Consider the following 24,137-nt stretch of genomic DNA (forward strand, 5'->3'; position numbering starts at 1 on the left):
GTTATAACGTTCATCCTATATATGTTTAGACACCAGCCGCTCACAGAAATTTTTTATTTTTTTACACCTTGTTGTTGGGTATATAGATATATTTTTATCTACTTTCAGCATGTGATTCGATCGTTGTTTATCAACCACCGTATAACTATAGGCTAGTTTAATATCGAATCACAACCACCGGTTTTTATTCAGATTATGTGCTAATGTTTTTTTGAAGGGGGACAAATGAGCCCGGTGTTATTCTATTGTCTTTTTTGTATAACTCTAAATAACCCTGACTGATGAAGCAATTTTACTGGTTTCTTCAGCGATCGGTATGTATGCAACTGGTCGCAGTGTGGTTAGCTGTCCTCGCTAATCAGGTGCACGCTCAGCAACGAGCTGCTCTCGAACAAGGGATCTTCCGTATTAAAGTATCGGAAGAACTCGCTCAACAACTTGAACACGCCCGCGTGTCCAGGAATGCCAACAACGTGGTGTTAACAGGAATTACTTCGATTGATGCTGCCAGTGTTAAACACAAGGTGAGCGGTATCAAACGCGTATTCCGCGATGCAGGTAAATTTGAAGCCAAGCACCGTAAGTATGGTTTGCATCGCTGGTATGAAATTGAAATGGACAAGGCGGGGTCCGTGCTCGCGGCTATAGCTTCGTTTCAATCCATCGAACAAATTGAGAAAGCTGAACCGGTATATAAGAAAAGTATAATCGGTTCCGATCGCAAGGACTTTGGTTTTGCGCGCGTAGATGAAAAGACGTTCCATGCACCGGCAACTTTACCAGGCCCATCGAACGATCCGTTACTCGCGAATCAATGGCACTATAATAACACAGGACAAGCCGGTGGAACGGTGGGGTCTGATATCAGTCTCTTCCAGGCATGGGGCCTTGAGACTGGTAACTCGCAAGTAATTGTCGCTGTTACCGACGGCGGTATACAGGTAAATCACCCTGATCTGGATAAAAACGTCTGGGTAAATATAGATGAGATCCCCAACAATGATCTCGATGACGATAACAATGGTTACGTAGATGATATCAACGGCTATGGCTTTGGTGATAACACGGGAGATATAGCACCGGATGATCACGGTACACACACTGCAGGTACCATTGCTGCGATTACCAACAACGGTGTTGGTGTAGCGGGTGTTGCCGGAGGTTCCGGTTCCGGGGACGGTGTTAAGGTAATGTCGTGCGCTGCGTTTGGCGCTGTCGGTACCGGAGGCTTTGCTGAGACCTATATATATGGTGCCGACAACGGTGCCGTTATATCGCAGAACAGCTGGGGCTATACCAACCCCAATGTATTTGAGCAGGCCGTACTCGATGCGATCGACTACTTTATTGCAGAAGCTGGTACAGATGAAGATGGAAATCAGATCGGACCGATGCGCGGTGGTATCGTAATCTTTGCTGCGGGTAACAGCGACAGCGATGCTTCATACTATCCCGGTTTCTATGAGCCGACACTCGCGGTATCTGGCCTTACCAACCAGGATAAAAAAGGATGGTATTCTAACTATGGTACATGGGTAGATATAGGTGCACCGGGAGGAGAGACGTTTGTAAACAACGATCCGCACGGTGTATTGAGTACAGTTGCCGGAGGACAATATGCATACTTCCAGGGAACATCCATGGCGTGTCCACACGTATCGGGTGTGGCAGCGTTGATCGTTTCAAAATATGGTGGCACTGGTTTTACACCTGAGATGTTACGCGGCCGCCTGATCTCAACGGTAGATAATATAGATGCAGCTGATCCTGCTTTTGCCGGCAAGCTTGGCGCAGGAAGAGTAAATGCTTTTGCTGCATTGCAGGAAGACGATGGCGATGCGCCTGCCGCTATTACGAACCTAGCAGCTACCGATGTTACAATCACATCCGTTACCTTAACATGGACTTCGCCTGTTGATGCCGGAAATGGTTCAGCTTCGGTATATGATATACGTTACTCAACTTCTCCGATAACAGAAGGTAATTTCAGTTCAGCGACACCAGTGGTAAATCCTCCGGCTCCTCAACCGGCAGGTACTGATGAAGAATATACAGTTACAGGTTTACTGGGAGGCACTATATATTACTTCGCCATCAAGTCTGCTGATTTTTTCGGTAATTTTTCTGACATGTCCAATGTAGTACAACAGGCTACGGCACAACCACCGGTAATTGTTGTTTCACCAACTTCGTTAACGGCTAACTTAGCTACTGCGGGTACTACAACGCAGACGTTGACAATCGCCAACACCGGTGCCGGTACATTAAACTATACCATTGATCTAGCTCCTGGTTTTGCAACTGTGCAACCGGATAGTGGTTCCGTTGCGCCTTCAGGCAGCCAGGATGTAACCGTTACATTTGATGCCGGCGGATTACTGGCAGGTACATACGAACAGGCATTGCATATATTCAGCAATGACCCGGCAAGTGATACCGTGACGGTGCCGCTTACTCTCGAGGTAACAAACAACGGAGTGCCTATTGCTTCCGTTGAGCCCGATACACTTGACTTCGGTGATGTGTTTGAAACAGGTTCGAAAACACGATCAATTACACTGGCCAACGCAGGCTCTGAGCCATTGGAGATCACGGGTATAACTTCCAATAATACTGATTTTACTACCAGTTTTGCATCTGCCATTACACTGGCTGCATTCCAGGATACAACAGTACAGGTAACCTATACCGCTTCATCGCTCGGAGTGTCTTCCGGTATAATAAGCATCGCTTCGAACGATCCGGCTAACCCGGTGTTATCGGTTGCTGTAGTGGGAGAAGGTGTAGTAGCACCTGCGATAGAAGTTACTCCAGACTCATTGTCTGCTACTTTAAATACGGATAAGACTTCCACAACAACGTTAACCGTTAAGAATACAGGAGGAAGTGATCTTGAATTTTCGGTAGCGGTAGTATCAGAAGCTCCGGCCACGGTAGCTGCTGTTAAAACTATTACGGTTCCTGTATCCGGTACAAGTACGAGTGGTGCATTGGAAAAACGTGTAGCATCTTCAGGCTATACCAACCAAGTTAAACTGAAAACTCCGCGCAAGCTGGCCACGGTGTCCAATGTACTCATCCTCACTCCGGATAACAATGTTACCGACCTCGAAGCTATACTGGATGCGTATGATGATATAGAAGCCGATATATACCCGAAAGCATCGCTGCCAGCCATTACGCTGGCCGACCTGGAAGGATACGATATCGTAGTAACGTCCAACAATACACAATGGCTTGGCAATGGAAGCGTAGAACCGGAAGTAATTGGCGATCTGCTTGCAGACTATATCGATGATGGCGGTAAGGTAATTGTTAACCAGTTTGTATACTCGTATGATGCCTGGAAACTGGAAGGACGTTTCATTGACGAACAATACGGTCCGTTTATACCCTCTACTACCGATGCGGAAGTTGTAGCGGAACTCGGTGACATTCTTGCTCCAGGCCATCCGTTGCTGGAAGGTGTAAGTGAGCTGGAATATAGCGGCTATGTACAAAATGTATCGCTGGCACCAGGCGCAGTAGCCGTTGCCGAATGGGACAACGGTCAACTCTTCCTCGCTGCCAACAGCGATGTTGTAGCACTCAACCTGCTGCCAAGTCTTGGTAACGGTGGTCCGTTGCAGTGGACTGGTGATCTTGGTACAATCTATGAAAATGCTGTTCATTACCTGGCGGGCGCTTCGTTCGTAAGCGTTGATCCAAGCGAGGGTACAGTAGCACCCGGATCGCAGATCGATCTCGAAGTAACATTTGATGCCACCGGGTTGAATGCCGGTATATATACGGCATCTGTCGATATAGCCAACAATACTCCGAACCAGGAATTGGTTTCAGTACCAGCTGTATTAACCGTGCTCGGTGCTGAATTCATTGTAACACCGGATTCATTATCCGAGGAACTTGAAAAAGGACAGACAGTAACCCGCACACTCGTGTTGCAAAACAATGGTCCGGATGATCATAATTATACCGTAAGCATTGCAGGCGCACTAGGTGCTTCCGTTACAAAAATTACTACGAAGCAAACACAGGCTGGTGCAGCTACAAGCGCTGCCGATAAAGTAAAACGAAACGCATCTGCGAGACAGGCTATCGATGTAGCCGGTAAAGCAGCGCTGAGTCTTCGCGAAAATAATGCTGCGTCCAGGGCTGCCGTTGTGCAGGCGTCTACTACGCAGTATGGAACGGACTTCGAAAACTTCGCTGCAGGTGATATCAGCGGACAGGAGGGATGGTTCGGACAGTTCGGTAACTGGACCGTTGACAGCACGAATCCATTCAGCGGAGCGCAACACTTCCGCAGTGCAGCCGATGGTTTTGGTTTAACACAAGCTGTGTCACCTACAGTAGCCATCGGAACAGAATCGAAATCAACCGCTACGCTGAAAGTAAATATACAGGGCACTGGTGTTACCTGGCAGATCATTCCGCAGTCACCATCAGCCGGATTTGTGAATACACGAATTCAGTTTAATCCAGACGGCACCGTGAGCGCATTGGTGAGCGATGGAGTCGGTGGTGCAGGATTTGAATCGATCGGTACAACTCCTTCCGGTTATTTTGATCTGACAATAGAGGTAGATCGTGATTCATCATACTTCCATGTATACTTTGATGAGATAAAAGTATTTACCGGACAGGGCTTCGCAGGAAGTATCGAAGAGATATTCTTCCTCTCGCTGATGGAAGTGGCTGGTCCTACACTGGACATTGACGACTTCCGTATCATCGATGGTACAAACGAAGAAGCACCTGAATTTATATCCGTGTCTCCAACGTCCGGAAATCTTCCATCCGGAGCTTCCGTAGAACTCGCAGTAACATTTGATGCGGGTGACCTGGAGTTCGGTACATATTCAGCCAATATCAATATTGATATCGATGGATCGAAACTGAATGTACCGGCTACATTAGCGGTTGTAGGCGACCCTGCTATAAAAGTTAGTCCTACAGTATTGCAGGCTGTTGTAGACTATAAACAAGATACAACGCATGTATTCCGCATTCACAACACAGGCGGACGACCGCTGGAATATAGCTTGCAGGTGATTGGTGCATCTACCGATGTAGCAAACTTGCCGGCAAAACCGGTAAGTAAATTTACCAATGCAAAATCGGACAAACGCATCCTGGATAAGATAGCCAAAGATAACGCAGCGAGTAAATCGGCTGTGAAGAAACCTGCGGCTATACAAGTGCTGGCCGGAACGTCACTGCTGCAGGAAGACTTTGAAGATGCAAGCTTCCCGCCAGGCGGATGGAGTGTAGTAGATAATGCAGGCTCCGGTATTACCTGGAAATTTGCAGCCGCATATGAAGAGTCCAACTACGCAGGCACAGGTGAAGCTGCTACGGCAAGCAGCGATGCTTTTGGTACAGGTGAATTTGATACTGAACTTATAACCCCGGTAATCAGTACAGCTGGTTATAAGAATATAGCGGTACAGTACAATGCCAATTATCAGAACTATGCGGGTCTTGATTTCCTTGACCTGGATATACAGGTAGATGGTGGTGCATGGACAACGGTATTGAGTTGGAACGAAGATCATGGTTTAAATCGTGAACCTTCCGGAGAAGCTGTTACCGTTGAACTTGGTGAATACCTCAACACAGCATCATCCTTCCGTCTGCGCTGGCACTATTACGATCCGAATACAGATGACTGGGATTGGTATGCTCAGATCGATGATGTAGTTATACTCGGTAATCCACGCGCGTGGCTGACTGTAGAACCGTCATCCGGTATAGTACCGGTGCAAGGTGTAGCCGATATAGCCGCTACATTTGATGCATCCGACATTGAAGCAGGTTCTTATGTATCTGGTATATTAGTTACCAGCAATGCTCCAACTGATCCGCTGGTAGGTGTAGTGGCATCACTCACCGTTCGCGAACCAGCTGTTATTTCAGTTGATCCGGATTCACTCCACCAGCAACTTCCGATAGGAGGTATAGCAACACAAACGCTGACCATTACCAACTCGGGGGAAAGTACATTGAAGTATGCCTTTGGTAATACACCGGTGCCTGCAGCAGCATCTGTTCTGAAAGTTGCCGGTGAACGCAAAGCACCTAAAGCTACACGTACAACGCCAACAGCAGCAACCGCTGATCTTCGCGATGCACGCGCATTTGTTGCCACTGCACCTGCGAAGAAACTTTCTGCTGAACTATATGTAACCGGCTTCGAAGAATTTGCTACCGGTGATATTGATGGTCAGGAAGGTTGGGAAGGACAATGGGGTAACTGGACCGTTGAGACCGAGAATCCATTTGAAGATGCACAGCACTTCAGAGGACTGGCCGATGGTTTAGGACAATCCCTCGGGTTCTCTCCGGTTGTGCCAATCGGTACCGATCCTATATCTTCTACCAGCATGCGTCTGAATGTGCAGGGCAGCAATGTTACCTGGCAGATCATTCCACAATCGCCAACTGCTGAACTGGTAAATACCCGTTTCGAGATTGCCCCGGATGGAAGTCTGAGCGCTTTGGTTCAGGACTCTGTCGGCAATGCTTCATACGCGCCAATAGACTATACGTTGCCTTCCGGATATTTTGAGTTCCGGATTGATGTAGAACGTGCTACATCTATATTCAGAATATATATAGATGGTGTTGAGATTTTCGAAGGACAAGGATTTGCCGGTGATATCGAACAAGTCGTTACCTTCTCGTTAATGGAAGAAGCTGGGCCTACTTTCGACATCGATAACCTGGCTATATATGACGGACCTGCACTAACACCATGGTTAGCCTATACACCTAAATCAGGAACTGTTCCTCCGGGTGGATCGGCAACCGTAACGGTCACGTTCAACGCTGCTGACTTAACACAAGGCTGGTATGCAGATACACTGCGTATAGCAAGCAACGATCCTGAAAATTCACCGGTGCTTGTTCCGGTAACTTTGGAAGTGATCGGCAACCGCCCTCCGGTATTGGATGAAATCGACTCTGTTGAAGTAATCGAACTTGGTTCAATCGAAGTTACCTTCACGGCTACCGATGCAGATGGTGATCCGGTTACGGTACAATTGATCGAGAACCTGCCATTCATTACGCAGACAAGCTCAGCCAACGGTACGGCTACCTACAGCATCGTTCCTGCCATAGGACATGCCGGTGAGTATGATTTGCCGGTGTTGGCCACCGATTCAACAGGTGCTATCGATTCGGCAACATTCCACTTGTCGGTTATACCGTATGGAGTGGAGAGCTATAGCCTGGTGAATACCAGCAATGGCCAGGTGTTAACTACCTTTACAGATTCTGTAACGATCGATGTAGGTTCCATCAATCTATACAATGTTACAATTCGCGCCAATACTAACCCGGCAACGGTAGGTAGTGTACGCTTTATTAAAGATGGCACTAACGCCAACCTGGTAAATACACCGCCTTATAACTTCAATCCGTTCTTCCTGTATCAGTTTACGTCTGGTACGCATACGCTTCGTGCAAATGCCTATACCCGCGTGAACGGAACCGGTACAGCGGGTAAGAGTCTGCTGGCGCATGTTACGATTCTCAACTCTTCTGCAGTAACCGATCTGGATGTAGTAAGAAGCAACGGTGTTAAACTTGCCGATCTTGAAGACAGCAGCACGATTAACACCAGTCAGCAGTACTATAATTCGATCAACATCCGCGCAAATGTAGCGGGCTCTGCCGTGAAGAGTGTTGTGTTTGAATTGAATGGCGTGCACTATCGCACCGATAACAATGCTCCGTATGCACTGAGTGGTAATGGTCCTAACGGAACCGATACACCATGGCCGGCACAACCGGGTATATATACCCTGAAAGCTACGCCATACTCATACTTCAACGGAACCGGTGCTGCAGGTGCTCCGACCTTTATAACCTTCGAAGTAACCAATGGCGCAACTTCAGCACGTGCTGCTGCACCGGATGATCTCGGAGAAGAAAGCGGAGTATTCGGCCTCGATATATACCCTGTGCCCGTACAGGATGAACTGACCATCCGCCTGAAAGGTAAAGCTGAAGGCAATGTTGGTGTAGTGATCCACAACACACAAGGTATAGCGTTGTTCAACGCACACGGTGAAGCCAGCGCATTCCGTAACTATAAAGTGAGTACAACGAAGTTAGGTCTTGCACCAGGTGTATACTTTGTACAAGTTCAACTCGCCAATGGAAAACGTGAAATACGGAAGTTTATTAAAGAGTAACGCACGATACAGATAAGTTAAGAAAGCCTGCGGTCTTTTAGATTGCGGGCTTTCTTTTTTTGTTGCTACCTTCCGGCTGCTGGTGGAGTTTCTTTCCTTTACGATTTATCTGAATAGCAACGATTGGTATATATACCTGTAGCCTCAACGATTTCAGTCCAGCAGCTGGAGACCAGTAGCCAGCAACCTATACAGCTACGCGTCCATTCGCAGCCACCGATCTATAGATCGCTTCCACCACGCGTATGTCTTTCAGCCCTTCTTCACCGGGAACAAGCATCGGTTTTTGTTGCATGATGGCGAGTGCATCATCGTCCATTTGGCGTGCCTGCTGGTTGGGAATGGTTGCGTTCAGTTTTATACCTGAACTTGTTTCACCATTTATACCGCTATACGCTTGAAACGGTGACAACTTATACCAGCCGTTCTTGCACGTTACCCGCAGGTCGTTCATACCTTTTCCAAAACTCGTTTCGCATTTGGCTGTTACACCTCCGGGAAACTCCAGGTCAAACGCCATGGTCTCATCTACATCTTTATATATTTCCGGGCGTGTGGTGGATTGTCTCGCAGTAACCGCGATCGGTTCGAGGCCGGTGGTATAGCGTGTCGCATTCAGCGGATATACTCCCATATCATACATGGAACCGCCTCCCAGTTTCTTGTTTTGTTTCCAGTGATCAGTGCGTCCGTCAAAGTAACCTGCGGCTGCGGTTACGGAAGTAATTTTACCAAATGGCAATTCCTTCCGGTATTGAATAATTTTTTGCGTGTTGGGCTCATGATGCATGCGATAGCCTATACTTAGCTTTACCTTGTTTTTATTACAGGCATCGATCATGCTTTTACATTCAGCTACCGTCATGGCCATTGGTTTTTCGCACCATACATGTTTGCCGGCATTCGCAGCGCGTATACTATAGGCAGCATGCAGGGCAGGAGGGAGCACGATATAGATCACATCGATGTCAGGATTATTGGCGATGGAATCAAAGTTATCGTAGTTATAAATATTCTTGTCCGGAATATTAAATTGTTGTTTCCATTTCTCCGCCTTGGCCGGTGTACCCGTTACGATACCTGCGAGGTAACAACGCTGTGTAAGTTGCAGGGCAGGAGCAAGCAGATCGGTGCTATAATAACCCAGGCCTACCAGTGCTACACCAAGCCTTTCTTTTTTCTGCGGAATAAGTATACCTGCAAATGCCGACTGACTAATGATGAGTCCGGAAACTCCAGCCAGTGTTTGTCCGATAAAATGACGTCTTTTCATAGGGGTATTTTTTATGTGAAATATAGCTTTGAGCCACGAGCTGTGAGTTGCGAGTTTGTTAGTGTCCCAGGGCCGCGGTTTTCCTGTATAAAACGATATACTTTCCTTCTCGCAGCTCGTAACTCAAAGCTCACAGCTACTTCCAATATACATTTATCTCGTAATGACAGCAATCAAAAATACCTGAAGAGTACATCACGCCAGACAAACGGACGATTTCATCAAGCATAAAAAAACTCCCGCGGTTAAACGGGAGTCTCATTCATCTTAAAATATAGCACACACTTTAGTTGAATGTAAAGCCGAAGCCCGCAGTGAGTAATTTCTGTGAATGAGCGAGCGTAAAATCAGAGTTCAGCAACACCGGTCCGAATTTGAATTGTATACCGGCTGTTCCGCGAATACCTTGTGTAGAGTATTCATACGAGAAGGGATCCGTTAATGTGAATGGAGTTTCCAGCAGCACATCCGATTCTCCGCCACCGCTTCCTACTTCATATATACCTTTCACATCATACTTCACGCTGGAGTGTTGATATCCTACCGATCCGTAGAATGTTACTACCTTGAAATTCTTGCTTACCACCGTCTGAAGCGTTATACCTTTACCGGTCATTTCACCTTTTTGTCCGGAGCCGGCAAATTCACCACTCAGATCCGCATCACCATTCATCTGCGTATAGCCAGCAAAGAATGTCCAGGAGAATGGAAGTTCTATCAAGCCGGGTATATGTTGTTTGATATCGTGCATCACGCCAACACCCCAGTTACCAACCTTCACATCGTTGATCTTCACTTCCGGTGTATAGCGTATACGTATATCGGTATTCTTGAAGAGCCCTACGCCAAGTTGTAATGTAGGAAGCACCGCAGATTCCAGCGGGTAATCTTTACCGGGTTCAAATCCTTCCGGACCATTAAACCGGGTGCCGCTGTTCATTTTGGATGTAATCAGAAATTCGGATTCTTCATTCTTCGGACCGTATGCCGTAGGGATTTGTGTACCGCCTTCCGTTGTTCCTTCAAAGGACAACCCAGACACACCCGCAGGCATGTTGAAGTATTTTTGATCTTTGCTGACCAGAAGATTATTTACCGTAACACTCAGGTCAAACCCAAAACGCTTGTGGGTTTTAGCGGTAGTATACCAGCCGTTGTTCAGCAAGGTGCCCAGATCTTTGGTAAGAGGTTCAAGATAAGCGCCCGTTAGCAGTTGAGCATTTTCTTTTCCGGCAGGGAAAAATTTAGCGATGTCGTTTTGAGCACATGCAGGCGCAGCGCATACAGCCAGCGCCACACAGAGCAGGTATAGGTTTCTCATACTGGGGTTTGATTAAGCCATTTGAAACAAATATACAATAAATACAGAATGTATGCGGTAACACATACTCCATAAAGATGGAGTTAGCACACTATTTGCTGAAGGTGATGACAATATATACCTTATACTTCGTGATGAATAAATAGATGTTTTAGCACATGATCTATCGTTCATCTTAAGAAAGCGTTATATATTTAGTAGTAAATTCCAAACCTTAAACCCCACTATGGCAACATTACCTCGTTCGTTGCAGCAACCTGTACGTATGGTACTATATGTACTGCTGGTCTCTGCGCTGTCAACACAACTCTACGCACAAAAGAAAAAAGCTCCGGTAAAAACGGTTGATCCTACAACAGTTTTCAGCAAGGCGTCCTATAAAGGTATACAAGCCGGGCAGTATATGAAGAACTGGCTGGTGGTTGGACCGTTATTGGTAAAAGACGATACAGTGGGTGCTCCTGATATTCAGCAGGAAGAGAGATTCTTTGATGAAGATCTCGTAACGTCCATAACACCGGTGGCCGGCAAGCCGATACCGCCCGTTATGCTCCGGGGAAAATCATTTGCGTGGAAGCCCTATTCTGCTACTGCCGATAAAATCGATTTCGATGCGCTCTATAGTAAACCGGATTACGCAGTAGCCTATGCGTTGGCAGAGATCAAAACAGATTCAGCCTTTACAGCTTTTCTGGCGGTGGGCAGTGATGATGGTGTAAAGGTTTGGCTCAACGGCAAACTCGTACACCGTAACTGGGTAGGCCGGGCGTTAACGCCTGATCAGGATGTTGTACCCGTAACATTCGTGAAAGGCAGCAATCAATTGCTATTGAAAGTCCAGGATGTTGTTCGCGATTGGGGATTCACCGTTCGCTTTCTCGATCGCGAGGCCTTGTCCAATCAGTTGATCAAAGCCGCTGCCAAAGGTGACATGAATGAAATCAATGCGCTGATCAATGGTCGCGCAGATTTAAATAAGACCGATGCCTCTGGACTCACTCCCTACACCGCAGCGTTGTTAAATGGCCGTGAAGAAGCTGCCGCACTGTTGCTACAAAAGGGCGCAACGAAAACGGCAATGCCGTCAGCGGCCCAGTTAACCGATGCGCTCTATAGTTCGCTGCAGGGAAAGGAAACACCCGGCATCGCTATACTTGTAGCAAAAGATGGAAATATACTTTACAAGAAAGCCTTTGGTTATGCCAATATTGAAAAGAAGACACCCGCTACTCCAGAAACAAAATTTCGTATAGGTTCCATCACCAAACAGTTTACCGCAGCTGCTATACTTAAATTACAGGAAGATGGTAAACTGAAAGTGACCGATAAACTCTCGAAGTATATACATGATTTTCCGCGTGGTGAAGAAGTAACGCTGCATCATTTACTCACGCATACATCCGGTATTCACAGCTATACCGGCAAAGGTGATTTTGAAAAACGGGTTGTTACACCCGTAACACCGGAAGAGCTGATTGCTTACTTTAAAAATGATCCGTATGATTTCAATCCCGGTGAACAGTACATGTATAACAACTCCGGATATTTTCTGTTAGGCTATATCATTGAAAAAGTGTCGGGTAAAAGCTATGCTCAGTATCTGAAAGAAACATTCTTCACTCCGCTGCACATGAACAATACCGGTGTACATGCGGCCTGGCTGAGTCTCGACAAAGAAGCACAAGGCTATTCAAACACCGATGGTAAATATGTGCCGGCTTTAAACTGGAACATGGCATGGGCCGGTGGTGCCGGAGCGCTATATTCAACAGTGGAAGACTTGTATAAATGGAACGAAGCTATATTTAATGGTAAAGTACTCCAGGACAAAAGTCTGAAGGCGGCATTTACTTCAGTAGTGCTTAACGATGGAAACCCACCGCCATCCAAATATGGTTATGGCTGGGGATTGAGTGACTATCGCGGACAACCAGTTATCGGTCATAGTGGTGGCCTGCATGGTTTCATCTCCCAACTGGCGCGCTATACAAATGAAAACCTCACAGTAGTGTTGTTGATGAACCTGATGCCACCCGATGTAAATATAAATCCGAATGCTGTAGCAGAGTATTTTATCTGGGATAAGCTGGCGAAGCAATCTTCCTACACAACGCTGGCATCACCGGTTGCCGATGTGAGTATATATACCGGTCGATATGATTTCCAGAATGGAGCCGTAATGACGATCACAGCAGAAGGAAGCGATCTCTACGCACAACTCTCCGGACAGAATAAGTTTCCTATATTTCCATCAGCACCCGATGAATACTTCTGGAAAGTTGTTGACGCCAGGATCAAATTTATGAAAGGCGAGAACGGAGCCGTAACACACGGACATTTCGTGCAGGGGGGATTTGCTATCGATGCAAGGAAATTGAAAGAGGACGTGATTGTCGCTATAGATCCGAATCTTTACAAGGAATATATAGGTAAATATGATTATGGAAATAACATTATCATTACCGTCTCTAACGAGAACGGCAAGCTATATGCACAGGGAACCAATCAACCAAAGTTTGAAATATTCCCGATCTCCGAAAAAGAATTTACCGTAAAAGAAATAAACGCACGCCTCACCTTCATCCGCGAAACTACCGGCAAAGCCAGCAAACTCATCGTAGACATGGCTGGACAGAAGAAGGAGTCGCTGCGCGTAGAGTGAAATTAGCTGCGAGTTTAAAAGGCTGCTGGCTGCAAGCTTCTGGCTACAGGGAGTTTATCAGTATATATCGTTTTATACTGATAAACTCGTAGTTCTATACCCAACAAACTCGTAGCTCAAAGCTCAGAGCTCGAAGCTCTAATAAGAAAAGTATATTTAGCAGTCTCACAAAGCCTCACCTCAAAACAATCCTGCAGCCAGCAGCTATTTATCGTAGATGGCGCGAAAGCAGTTCCACGGTGTGCTGCTCTCTTCGGCAGATTTGCTGTCTTTCTTTTTCGAGTAGAAGCCGGTAAGGAAGCTTTCGGCATCAGACCAAACGGTTTGTACAATACCCTGGTAATTTTCGCGTGTCTCCGGTGTGGCATCTTTACGGAATGTAGTCATGTCGGCAACCTGGGCTACACCTACCGGTGGATTTCGCCATGGGCATGTAACAACTCTGAATCCTTTCATCGCGAAATATACCGCTGTCTTATCCGGACGTTCATAGTGCCAGTCGCAGATCATTACATCTTTCGGTATCATATCAATCGCACGATGTGTATTGTTGAAGCTTGCTTCCCACATACCAAGTCCGGTAGTCTTGCCATCGAGCAGACGATCACCCCAGATCCAGAGTTCACGATTTTTCTGCTTGAGATGATCGCGAATCGTTCGTACTTCACCTGCAAACAATTCAGCTTTATCGCGACCGCCACATCGCGGACACTTGTCATCACCCAGGTAAAACACTTCATCCATACCGGCATGAAATGCGTTGGTCTCAAATACATCACAAATCTCATCTACCAATGAAAACACAACACCGTGTACATCCGGGTGTAGCGGACAATAACTTTTGCAATACAGTCCATCAGCATTTGGCCATACATATTTAGCAGGCATCTTTACATGCGGTGTCTCATCAAACTGTGGATACGCCCGCAGCAGGTTATGTGTAGTGCCTGCCCATGATTGATGTCCTAAAAGATTTATCTGCGGTATAATACGTATCCTGTTTTCCTGGCAAACACGCACCAGTTTTTTCACATCAGCTTTGGAGAGTGCAATGCTGTCGCGCAGCTCCGGATGTTGCTCGAACTGGTAATTATAGTCAACACGCAGGATGAGTACATTTACCTGGCGTGAAGCAAGTTCTTCTTTTACAAATTTCACAAAGGCATCTACACCGGCAGGTCGCGGTGCAGCAATGCAAAAGCCACGCACCGGAAAAGCTGTGATCTGTTTTTGTTGTGCCATCACGTTTGTGATCATGCAGACACAGCACAGCAGCATGAAAAATTTCAAGGAGACGAATCGGGTCATAGTGATAAGGGTTAAAGCGTACGGAGTGAAAGATATTACCCGGATTGTTAACGCGAAAATTTTCTATCAACACACATCAACACACTTTGAAACATTTTTACTATTTTATACCAATGGTAAAATGAGACGATAAAGCGTTGCGAAAATTAAGGTTCTTTTAATATCAGCAATAGTGGCAACCCTTAATTTTGCCAGGGTAGTACCCATACACGAAGCTTAACAATATGACACACTTACCACACCTGATCACTGATCTCGGACTTATCCTCGCGGTAGCAGGAATAACAACGCTGCTGTTTAAGAAAATCAAACAGCCCGTTGTACTCGGCTATATTATAGCAGGATTACTCGTAGGCCCGCACGTGTCGCTTATCCCTACCGTTGTAGACGATGAAGCCATTAAGACATGGTCGGAGATTGGTGTTATATTTTTACTCTTTAGCCTGGGACTTGAATTCAGTTTTAAAAAGCTTGTAAAAGTAGGAGGCTCTGCTTCGATCACGGCCGTAGTGGAAATTGTCTTGATGATTGCCGTAGGATACGGAGCCGGTTTACTCATGGGATGGTCGCAGATGGATAGTATATTTCTCGGGGCGATTCTTTCCATGTCTTCTACAACCATCATCATTCGTGCGTTTGACGAGCTCGGTGTGCGCACGCGCAAATTTGCAGGACTCGTCTTTGGTATTCTCATTGTAGAAGACCTGGTCGCTATATTATTACTCGTGTTGCTTTCCACACTGGCCGTGAGCCAGCAGTTTGCCGGGGGAGAATTACTGATGCAATTGCTCAAGCTTGCGTTCTTTCTTATACTCTGGTTTCTGGCTGGTATATTCTTTATACCTACATTTCTCAAGCGCACACAAAAGCTGATGAACGATGAGACTATGCTCATTGTATCGCTGGCATTGTGTCTGCTCATGGTTGTACTCGCAGTAGCAGTAGGTTTTTCTGCTGCATTGGGAGCATTCATCATGGGATCTATACTCGCAGAAACAACACAGGCCGAACGAATTGAACATCTTATAAAATCAGTGAAAGATTTGTTTGGTGCTATATTCTTTGTCTCGGTAGGTATGATGATCGATCCGAAGGTACTGGTGGAATATGCAGGTCCTGTACTCATCGTTACTTTGCTCACCATCGCAGGTAAATTTATGGCTACTGCTATAGGTGCTTTACTGTCGGGACAATCACTAAAGCATTCTGTGCAAGCCGGTATGAGTCTCGCGCAGATTGGCGAATTCTCATTCATCATTGCATCGTTGGGACTCTCGTTAAACGTTACCAGCGGCTTTCTGTATCCCATTGCTGTAGCAGCTTCTGCGGTAACAACGTTTACAACACCGTTTCTCATCCAGCAATCCGGACCATTCTATACGTTCATCGAACGTATTCTGCCAACACGTTGGGTCAATGCAATAACGCGGTATAGTTCCACCACGCAGCAATTGTCTTCCTATAGCGACTGGCGTGTATTGCTTCGTGCGTACGGGATGAACTTTGTGGTACACTCCGTTATCATTGTTGGCCTTATACTCTTGTCTCAAAAGTATCTTTTCCCGTTTATTGCTACTACACTTGGTGACAGCGCTAATGCGAGTCTCATCACCGTGATCTTTACCCTGCTGCTCATAGCACCATTCATCTGGGCTCTGGCTATACGCAGAATTGAACGTGAAGCGTATTCACATCTTTGGTTGAATCGGAGGTTGAACCGCGGTCCGCTCATTGCTATCGAACTGGTGCGCATTGCCGTTGCTACGATACACGTTGGCTTCCTGCTGCAATTGTTTTACCCGCCTTCGGTTGCTTTTATCATCGCGTTGGTAGCCATGGCGCTGGCCACGGTTATATTCTCACAAAAGCTGCAAGCATTTTACGATCGCATCGAGCAGCGCTTTCTGGGTAATCTGAATGAACGCGAAAATCAGAAACCGGTGCGTCCTGAAATTACACCGTGGGATGCTCACCTGGCAGATTTTGAAATTGTACCGGAGTCTGCACTCTCTGGTAAACCGCTTACAGAACTTGCACTGCGCGAACAGTATGGTGTAAATATAGCCTATATCGAACGCGGTCGTCTTTCGATCGTAACACCTGATCGCTTTGAAAAACTTTATCCGGGCGATCGCATCTCGGTAATCGGAACCGATGAGCAATTGCAGCGTGTTAAAAATGTACTGGAAGCATCGGTACTACCGGTGAAGGACGAAGCCGAGCGCGAAAATATAGGACTGCTCAATTATACCATCGCTAAAAATTCTCCGCTATATAAAAAGACCATTCGTGAATCTGCTATTCGTGAAAATGCAAAAGCATTGATCGTGGGCATCGAACGACAGGGCGAACGCATCCTCAACCCGGATTCTTTTATAACGCTGGAAGAAGGCGATATCATCTGGATCGTAGGCGATACGGAAAAGATCCAGACGTTTTTAAAAGTAGACTAGCGAACAGGTCACAGTCTGTCTGACGTTCAGCGTCTCTGTAAGCGGATCAACTTCATAATATACTTTCCCTGCATCGTGCAGGTGTAATTGTTGTCGGGTAATGGTATATTACTCTTCCTAAACTTTACACCAATGTCTGTTGCGCCACCAAATGCATACTGGCTATGTGCTGTGCTAGTGATATATACGTTACAGACTTTGCCGGCTCAGGAGCGCGACATCAAGTTTCATCACATCACAGTAGATGATGGTTTACCCAGCAATACAATCAATGCTGTAATACGCGATAGTCGCGGGTTCATCTGGATTGCATCAGAGAATGGTGTGGTGCGTTACGATGGCTATAGCTTTGTAAACTATCGCGCAACAGAAAAAGATACTGCGAGCATAAGCAGTAATGTAAGTTACGTTGTGCTGGAAGATCGCCAGCATCGGCTCTGGGTTGGCTCAGAAAAAGGGCTCGATCTGTACAATCGTAAATCCGACACGTTCGACAAACACTATTTCAACGGCATCCCTGTACGCGCCATCTTCCAGGACAAACAGGATCACGTGTGGATCGGCAGCGATAACGGGCTATATCGTTTTGAAGGAGACTCGGTATATTTCGTCAAATCGTTTTCCGAAATGTTCAATACCGAAGATGTAGTCTATAACACAATTCCGGCAATCACGGAAGACCGGCAAGGTAATCTCTGGATCGGAACATCCAACGGTGCCTATATATATAACCCGGCACGCAATAAATTCACACACTTCAGGCACGATAGAAATGATCCGTATTCACTTAGTGATAATAACGTGAGAAGAATTGTAGAAGATCGCGCGGGAAGAATATGGATTGCAACCTACGGAGGCGGACTCAATCTATACTGCGCCGATATACAGCGATTCAAAGTATATAAACATAATGCGGCTAATCCGCAAAGTATAGCTGGTCACCTGATCACTTCACTCTGGGCTGGAGATGATGGTATGCTATGGGTTGGAACCGATGGCGAAGGTATTGACATGCTGGATGCTGAAGCAGAAGTTTTTCATCACATCATTCACTCTCCCTATAATTCAGAAAGTCTCAATAACAATGTAATCCGTTCTATCAGCAGCGATGGCAGGGGAGGTGTTTGGATCGGAACCTATACCGGAGGTATAAATTTCTATAATCAGAATGCAAAAGCATTCTTTCATTTTAAAGTACCCACTCGCAATGGCAACAGTTCGATAACTTCATTTGCCGAAGAGCCTGGCGGAAATCTCTGGATTGGTACCGATGGAGGCGGACTGTGTTACTATAATCGGAATACAAAACAGTTCGAGAATTTTTATCACATCGAAGGCAATAAGAATAGTCTTAGTGATAATCGTATCATCTCGCTGCAATTAGACAAGCATGGTATATTATGGATTGGTACATACCTCGGAGGCCTTTGCCGGTATAATCCACACACGCGACAATTTATACACTATACCAGTAACGATGGTTCTGGCTTGAATGATAATGTGATCTGGTCATTGGTGATGGATCATCAGGATCATTTGTGGGTCGGCACGAACAACGGCTTGAATCGTTATGACGCTGCGACAAATACATTTACCTCCTGGAACATCACTAATTCCAACCTGAGCAACAACATGGTGCGCTGCCTCTATGAAGACAATAGGAAGAGACTATGGATCGGTACACAGGCTGGACTAAATTTACTGGAAGCTCCGTATAAACAATTTACGGTGATGAAGAGTGGAGATAAAGCCAGGAGTCTAAGCAACCATTGGATACGCACCATTCAGCAAGATCGTAAAGGCAATCTGTGGATCGGTACTTTTGCAGGAGGGTTGAACCGGTTCGATGAATCGTCTGATGCATTTATAGCCTACACCGAAACGGATGGGCTGCCCGACAACATCATCTCCGGTATACTTCCGGATGAACATGATAATTTGTGGATCAGCACCGGTCGCGGACTGGCGTACTTTGATGTGTCCAATCGTACGTTCAAGAATTATAATGCGAGCGATGGCTTGCAGAATTACCAGTTCAATATCAATGCTGCCTTTCGCAGCCGGCAGGGAGAGATCATGTTTGGAGGAACCAACGGTTTCACCTGGTTTACTCCCGATGTGATCCGGCAGGTAAAAGGAAATCCATATCCACCGCCTGTTGCATTTACGGCGTTGAAAATATTCAATACAGATATACTTCCCGGAGCAGCCGATTCAATATTATCCGCCCCGGTAAATGAGACACGTGCCATTACGCTGGCATACGATCAGTCTGTGCTTACCTTCGAATATGCCGCGCTGAACTTTATTCAGCCGGAGAAAAACCGGTATGCTTATCGGCTGGAAGGTTTTGAAAATAATTGGAACCTGGTTGATAACAAACGATCTGCCACCTATACGAACCTCGATCCGGGTAACTATACTTTCCGGGTTATTGCCTCCAACAACGATGGCATCTGGAATGAACAAGGTGCTGCGATTGATATCGTGATTATGCCACCGTTCTGGAGCACCTGGTGGTTCCGAACGATTGCTGCTATACTGGGGTGCATCGTTATTGCGTGTATCCTGAACGTTGTGCGGAAGCGCATCCGCGAGAAGATACGCATCAACAAGCTGATTGCCGAACTGGAGCTGAAAGCACTCATTGCGCAGATGAACCCGCATTTCGTTTTTAATTGTCTTACATCCATACAGGAGCTCATAGCTGTACAAAAGCAGGATGAAGCCATGCACTACTTGTACCAGTTTTCCAAATTACTGCGCATGGTATTGCAAACTTCGGAGAAAAATTCAATACCTCTCGATGAAGAGCTTACGCTGCTGGAGCTATACCTGGAACTGGAATCACTTCGTTTCGATAAACAATTTCATTATGCTATAGAAGTAGACGATGCTATTGATCCGGAAGACATTATTATACCCTCATTCCTGTTGCAGCCTTTTGTAGAGAATGCGTTGTGGCATGGGCTTATGCACAAGAAGGGCGATCGTAACCTGCGGATACGTTTTGCATTGGAAGATGCGGACCGTCTTGTTTGTATGATTCATGACAACGGTATAGGCCGTCAGCAAGCCGCAGCGATACGGGAGAAACGTGTACGAACGTATCAATCAATGGGTATTAAAATTATTCGCGATCGCATTGCACTGATGCGTAAACAAAACGAAACGTTTAACCTTCGCATTATCGATGAAGTGGATGCAAATGGTGCTGCAACCGGCACAACGGTATTGGTTCAATTACCTGTAAAAACGGAGTTACACCATCAAACTATAGCTTCGCTGAATGATAAGATCAAAGCCATTAAAACGGATGCAGCAATATAAAATGATTGCATGTTGAAGCATGTAAAAAGAGCAGGTTGTACAAACAGATCGTCCGGTAAATATGCTGCTTCATCCGAAGGAAATGGAGTAGCGCTGCGCTTTATAGTATATTTACTTACCCTCTGTTACGTGCACCATACCTCATAATAAGAAGTGTAGTATATACAACAAAACCAACCTTACGCTCCGCAAACTGCCGGTATAGATATGAATATTTAATAATTACCAGTAGCCCACTAGTTGCATGATAAAAGCGCTGATTATAGATGATGAGAGCAAGGCCACCAACCTGCTCAAGATTACAGTGGAGAATAACTTTCCGGGCCAGTTCCTGCTGGAGACAGCACAGGGCAGCGAAGAAGGATTATCGAAGCTGAATCACTTCAAACCCGATCTGTTGTTTCTTGATATTGAGATGCCGGTGATGAGTGGTTTCGATATCCTGGCTGCCACTCCGGATACAGAATGCAAAGTGATTTTTACCACCGCCTATAATCAATATGCCATCCGTGCCATCCGGTATAATGCATTGGACTATCTACTCAAACCAATAAATCCGGCAGAACTGAAAGACGCTATAACACGGTTTCAGAGTCAGAAGAATAAGCGTGAAGTATATAGCCGGCAGTTGTCCAATTTCTTTACCGGTAAAGAAAAGAATCTCGCCATTACCACCTATGATGGCGTGGTATTTCTGGAAGTTGATAAAATTATACGCTGCGAAGCTGACCTGAACTACACCAGATTTATCCTTACGGAAAACAAAACCTTCCTGTCTTCCAAAACATTGAAAGAGTATGAAGATATACTTTCAGTGCATGATAATTTTATACGCATACACCGTTCGCACCTGGTAAACCTGGATTACGTTTTGAAATTCAGGAATGATGGAAACCTGGTGTTGAAAGATAACAGTACAATACCTGTATCGAGAAGGAGAAAAGAAGAGGTGGCTGACAGGTTAAGTGTTTCGAAGACGATAATCTGAACCTGAATATATTCCGGATATAGATATAGCGAGCATCAAAAGTTGGCTAGTGGAAGACTATTTCTTTCGCTCAACCAGGAGTCAGGTGGACGCATCTGGCTCCTTCTGAATTTACAGTTTTACAGTACATATTTAAGTGTTGCATCATCGTTACCATTCAATAACTCACTGCCACCATTCAATAACTAAGTTTCCATTCTCTTCTTTGAATAGCAACATTTATAGTGGAACACAACACGCGCTGCGATTAACGTGTGTGTGTTGTGCATTTTAACCCTAAACAAATTCCACTATGAAACATTTTACGATTCGTGTACGCATGGTACCCTGCAGAAACAGCGCCTTGCTGTTTATACTGCTCTGCCTGTACATGCTGCCGGCATTCCGGCTACAGGCGCAGAATTTTAAAGTTGTCGGGTATATGCCATCGTGGTCGGGTACGGCATCCGACATACAGTATAACAAAGTAACGCACATCAACTATGCGTTCATTAGGCCTACTACAACGGGAGGGCTAACCGCCATTGACAATCCGTCCAAACTCCAGAGTATAGTATCGCTGGCACACGCGAATGGTGTTAAGGTTGGTATAGCGGTAGGAGGCTGGAGTGATCTGAACAACACAGACTTTCAAAGTATGGCCGCTAACGCAAGTTATCGAACCGCCTTTGTCAATAATTTAATTTCATTATGCCAAACCTACCAACTGGACGGAGTTGACCTCGACTGGGAATACCCGATCGATGGACAAGACCCTGTTAACTTTACCACGTTGATGACGCAGCTGGGAAATGCACTCCATGCACAGGGTAAATTTCTGACGGCCGCAGTATCGGCACAAGGATATTATGCCGGTGGTATACAAAACGCAGTATTTAATGCTGTAGACTTCCTGAACATCATGGTATATGATGGTGGCAGCGGTGCCGATCATTCACCCTATAGCTATGCAGTATCATCACTCGACTATTGGGCGGGCCGCGGATTACCTGCTTCAAAGACTGTGCTCGGTGTTCCCTTCTATGCAAGACCTTCGTGGAAGTCTTTTCGGCAACTCGTATCCGAAGGTGCGAATCCCAACCTGGACACGTATAACGGAGATTATTACAACGGTATCAATACCATCAAACAAAAAACAAACCTTGCCTTTGATCGGAATATAGGAGGCGTTATGATCTGGGAGTTATCGCAGGATGCTACCGGAAGCAATTCGTTGTTATCTGCGATCAAACAAGTGGTCGATGAACGTTCAGGCTCATCAACACAATCTCCTTATGGGGGCACAGTACGAAATATACCCGGTACAATTGAAGCCGAGCATTATGATAACGGTGGTGAAGGTGTGGCTTATCATGATCTTTCTTCCGGCAACTCGGGTGGAGCACTGCGTTCTGACAATGTTGATATAGAAGCTACTACCGATACAGGAGGCGGCCAGAATGTAGGCTGGATACAAGCAGGTGAGTGGCTGGAATATACTGTGAATGTAACAACGGCCGGAAGCCAGACTATACAAGTGCGTGTAGCGTCTACATCAGCCGGTAAAACTTTTCACATCGAATTGGATGGTGCCAATATATCCGGTACGCTTACCGTGCCGAATACCGGTGCATGGCAAACGTGGCAAACCGTAACAGCCACAACACCTTCGCTTACTACCGGACAAAAGATACTGCGCATCGTCATGGATGCCGGTGATTTCAATCTCAACAAAGTTGTCTTTAGTTCTTCTACAACCAATCCACCACCCAGTGTAAGCCTTACAGCACCGGCCAATGGAGCAACGTATACAGCACCCGCAACGGTAACCCTACAGGCCAATGCTTCGGATAATGGCTCGGTTGCCAAAGTGGAATTCTTTCAGGGCAGCACCAAGCTTGGTGAAGATACTTCATCACCCTATAGCTATACCTGGAGCAATGCGGGCACAGGAAGCTATATATTAACCGCGCGTGCTACCGACAACCAGGGTGCCACGGCTACATCATCTAACGTGTCCATTACAATTAATGGATCATCCGGCAGTTGCTCCGGTATACCATCCTATGTTGAGAATGGCGGCTATGCAGCCGGAAGTATTGTGCAGAACCAGGGTAGTCAGTATGAATGTAAACCCTATCCATACTCAGGCTGGTGCAATGGTGCAGCGTGGGCGTATGCGCCCGGCACTGGTACATACTGGCAGGATGCGTGGATACTCAAAGGAAGTTGTTCGGGCAGTGCGCGTGTTGCATTGGATGAAACGGAATTTGAGACAGCTGCAAAAGGTGTCACGCTATATCCGAATCCCGTTGAGAACGGCCGCACGAAAACCATTACACTCCTCTTTGAGCAAAGTCCAGGAGCTGTAAATGTAAAATTGCAAAACACCAATGGCACCGAAGTGCTTTCAAAATCTTACCAGGATGTAAAAGATACTTCGCTCACAGTAGAAGTACCACCGCTTGCCAAAGGGTTATACCTGGTACGCATTCAAAGCAGCCATAAGTCGTGGATACGCAAATACCTGGTCCGATAACCTGAACACGAGAAGGAGGGAGGAATCCCTTCTTCTTATCTATACTATATATACCTTAACCTGAGACTATAATTACTCCT

Annotated in this window: 9 protein-coding genes; 6 read left to right on the forward strand and 3 right to left on the reverse strand. The window is 46.0% G+C overall.

The window, feature by feature from the left end; translation table 11 throughout:
- Positions 1–281: 281 nt before the first annotated feature.
- Positions 282–8,204, forward strand: a complete 7,923-nt coding sequence (locus ACFQ21_RS09740) for an Ig-like domain-containing protein (RefSeq protein WP_377578397.1) — start codon at positions 282–284, stop codon at positions 8,202–8,204.
- Positions 8,205–8,391: 187 nt separating this feature from the next.
- On the opposite strand, the gene ACFQ21_RS09745 is transcribed toward ACFQ21_RS09740, so the two are convergent.
- Together ACFQ21_RS09745 and ACFQ21_RS09750 are read right to left on the reverse strand one after the other, a co-directional pair.
- Entirely contained in the window at positions 8,392–9,477 is a 1,086-nt protein-coding gene (locus ACFQ21_RS09745; RefSeq protein ID WP_377578399.1) for a Gfo/Idh/MocA family protein, read from the reverse strand.
- Between the two features lie 286 nt (positions 9,478–9,763).
- Positions 9,764–10,798 (reverse strand): DUF6588 family protein, encoded by a 1,035-nt coding sequence (locus tag ACFQ21_RS09750; RefSeq protein ID WP_377578401.1) that lies wholly within the window; start codon positions 10,796–10,798, stop codon positions 9,764–9,766.
- Between the two features lie 226 nt (positions 10,799–11,024).
- On the opposite strand from ACFQ21_RS09750, the gene ACFQ21_RS09755 reads away from it, so the two are divergent.
- The gene (locus tag ACFQ21_RS09755) at positions 11,025–13,460 is read left to right on the forward strand and encodes a serine hydrolase (protein WP_377578403.1); all 2,436 of its coding nucleotides are present in this window, start codon (positions 11,025–11,027) and stop codon (positions 13,458–13,460) included.
- Positions 13,461–13,664: 204 nt separating this feature from the next.
- On the opposite strand, the gene ACFQ21_RS09760 is transcribed toward ACFQ21_RS09755, so the two are convergent.
- Positions 13,665–14,768 (reverse strand): family 20 glycosylhydrolase, encoded by a 1,104-nt coding sequence (locus ACFQ21_RS09760; protein ID WP_377578405.1) that lies wholly within the window; start codon positions 14,766–14,768, stop codon positions 13,665–13,667.
- Positions 14,769–14,992: 224 nt separating this feature from the next.
- On the opposite strand from ACFQ21_RS09760, the gene ACFQ21_RS09765 reads away from it, so the two are divergent.
- The 4 genes from ACFQ21_RS09765 to ACFQ21_RS09780 all read left to right on the forward strand — a co-directional run bounded on the left by ACFQ21_RS09765 (position 14,993) and on the right by ACFQ21_RS09780 (position 24,057).
- Entirely contained in the window at positions 14,993–17,221 is a 2,229-nt protein-coding gene (locus ACFQ21_RS09765) for a cation:proton antiporter domain-containing protein (RefSeq protein WP_377578407.1), read from the forward strand.
- Between the two features lie 132 nt (positions 17,222–17,353).
- Entirely contained in the window at positions 17,354–20,551 is a 3,198-nt protein-coding gene (locus tag ACFQ21_RS09770) for a ligand-binding sensor domain-containing protein (RefSeq protein ID WP_377578409.1), read from the forward strand.
- Between the two features lie 244 nt (positions 20,552–20,795).
- Positions 20,796–21,539: a LytR/AlgR family response regulator transcription factor gene (locus ACFQ21_RS09775; RefSeq protein ID WP_377578411.1), complete on the forward strand. Its 744-nt coding sequence runs from the start codon at positions 20,796–20,798 to the stop codon at positions 21,537–21,539.
- 292 nt (positions 21,540–21,831) lie between these two features.
- Positions 21,832–24,057, forward strand: coding sequence for a glycosyl hydrolase family 18 protein (locus ACFQ21_RS09780; protein WP_377578413.1), 2,226 nt, complete (start codon positions 21,832–21,834; stop codon positions 24,055–24,057).
- Positions 24,058–24,137 lie beyond the last annotated feature (80 nt).

It is taken from the genome of Ohtaekwangia kribbensis, assembly GCF_042676245.1.
Classification (GTDB): Bacteria; Bacteroidota; Bacteroidia; order Cytophagales; family Cyclobacteriaceae; genus Ohtaekwangia; species Ohtaekwangia kribbensis.

Coding starts and splice junctions, on each gene's coding strand:
- ACFQ21_RS09740 (WP_377578397.1), top strand. CDS start 282: ATGAAGCAATTTTACTGGTTTCTTCAGCGATCGGTATGTATGCAACTG.
- ACFQ21_RS09775 (WP_377578411.1), top strand. CDS start 20,796: ATGATAAAAGCGCTGATTATAGATGATGAGAGCAAGGCCACCAACCTG.
- ACFQ21_RS09765 (WP_377578407.1), top strand. CDS start 14,993: ATGACACACTTACCACACCTGATCACTGATCTCGGACTTATCCTCGCG.
- ACFQ21_RS09760 (WP_377578405.1), bottom strand. CDS start 14,768: ATGACCCGATTCGTCTCCTTGAAATTTTTCATGCTGCTGTGCTGTGTC.
- ACFQ21_RS09745 (WP_377578399.1), bottom strand. CDS start 9,477: ATGAAAAGACGTCATTTTATCGGACAAACACTGGCTGGAGTTTCCGGA.
- ACFQ21_RS09755 (WP_377578403.1), top strand. CDS start 11,025: ATGGCAACATTACCTCGTTCGTTGCAGCAACCTGTACGTATGGTACTA.
- ACFQ21_RS09770 (WP_377578409.1), top strand. CDS start 17,354: ATGTCTGTTGCGCCACCAAATGCATACTGGCTATGTGCTGTGCTAGTG.
- ACFQ21_RS09780 (WP_377578413.1), top strand. CDS start 21,832: ATGAAACATTTTACGATTCGTGTACGCATGGTACCCTGCAGAAACAGC.
- ACFQ21_RS09750 (WP_377578401.1), bottom strand. CDS start 10,798: ATGAGAAACCTATACCTGCTCTGTGTGGCGCTGGCTGTATGCGCTGCG.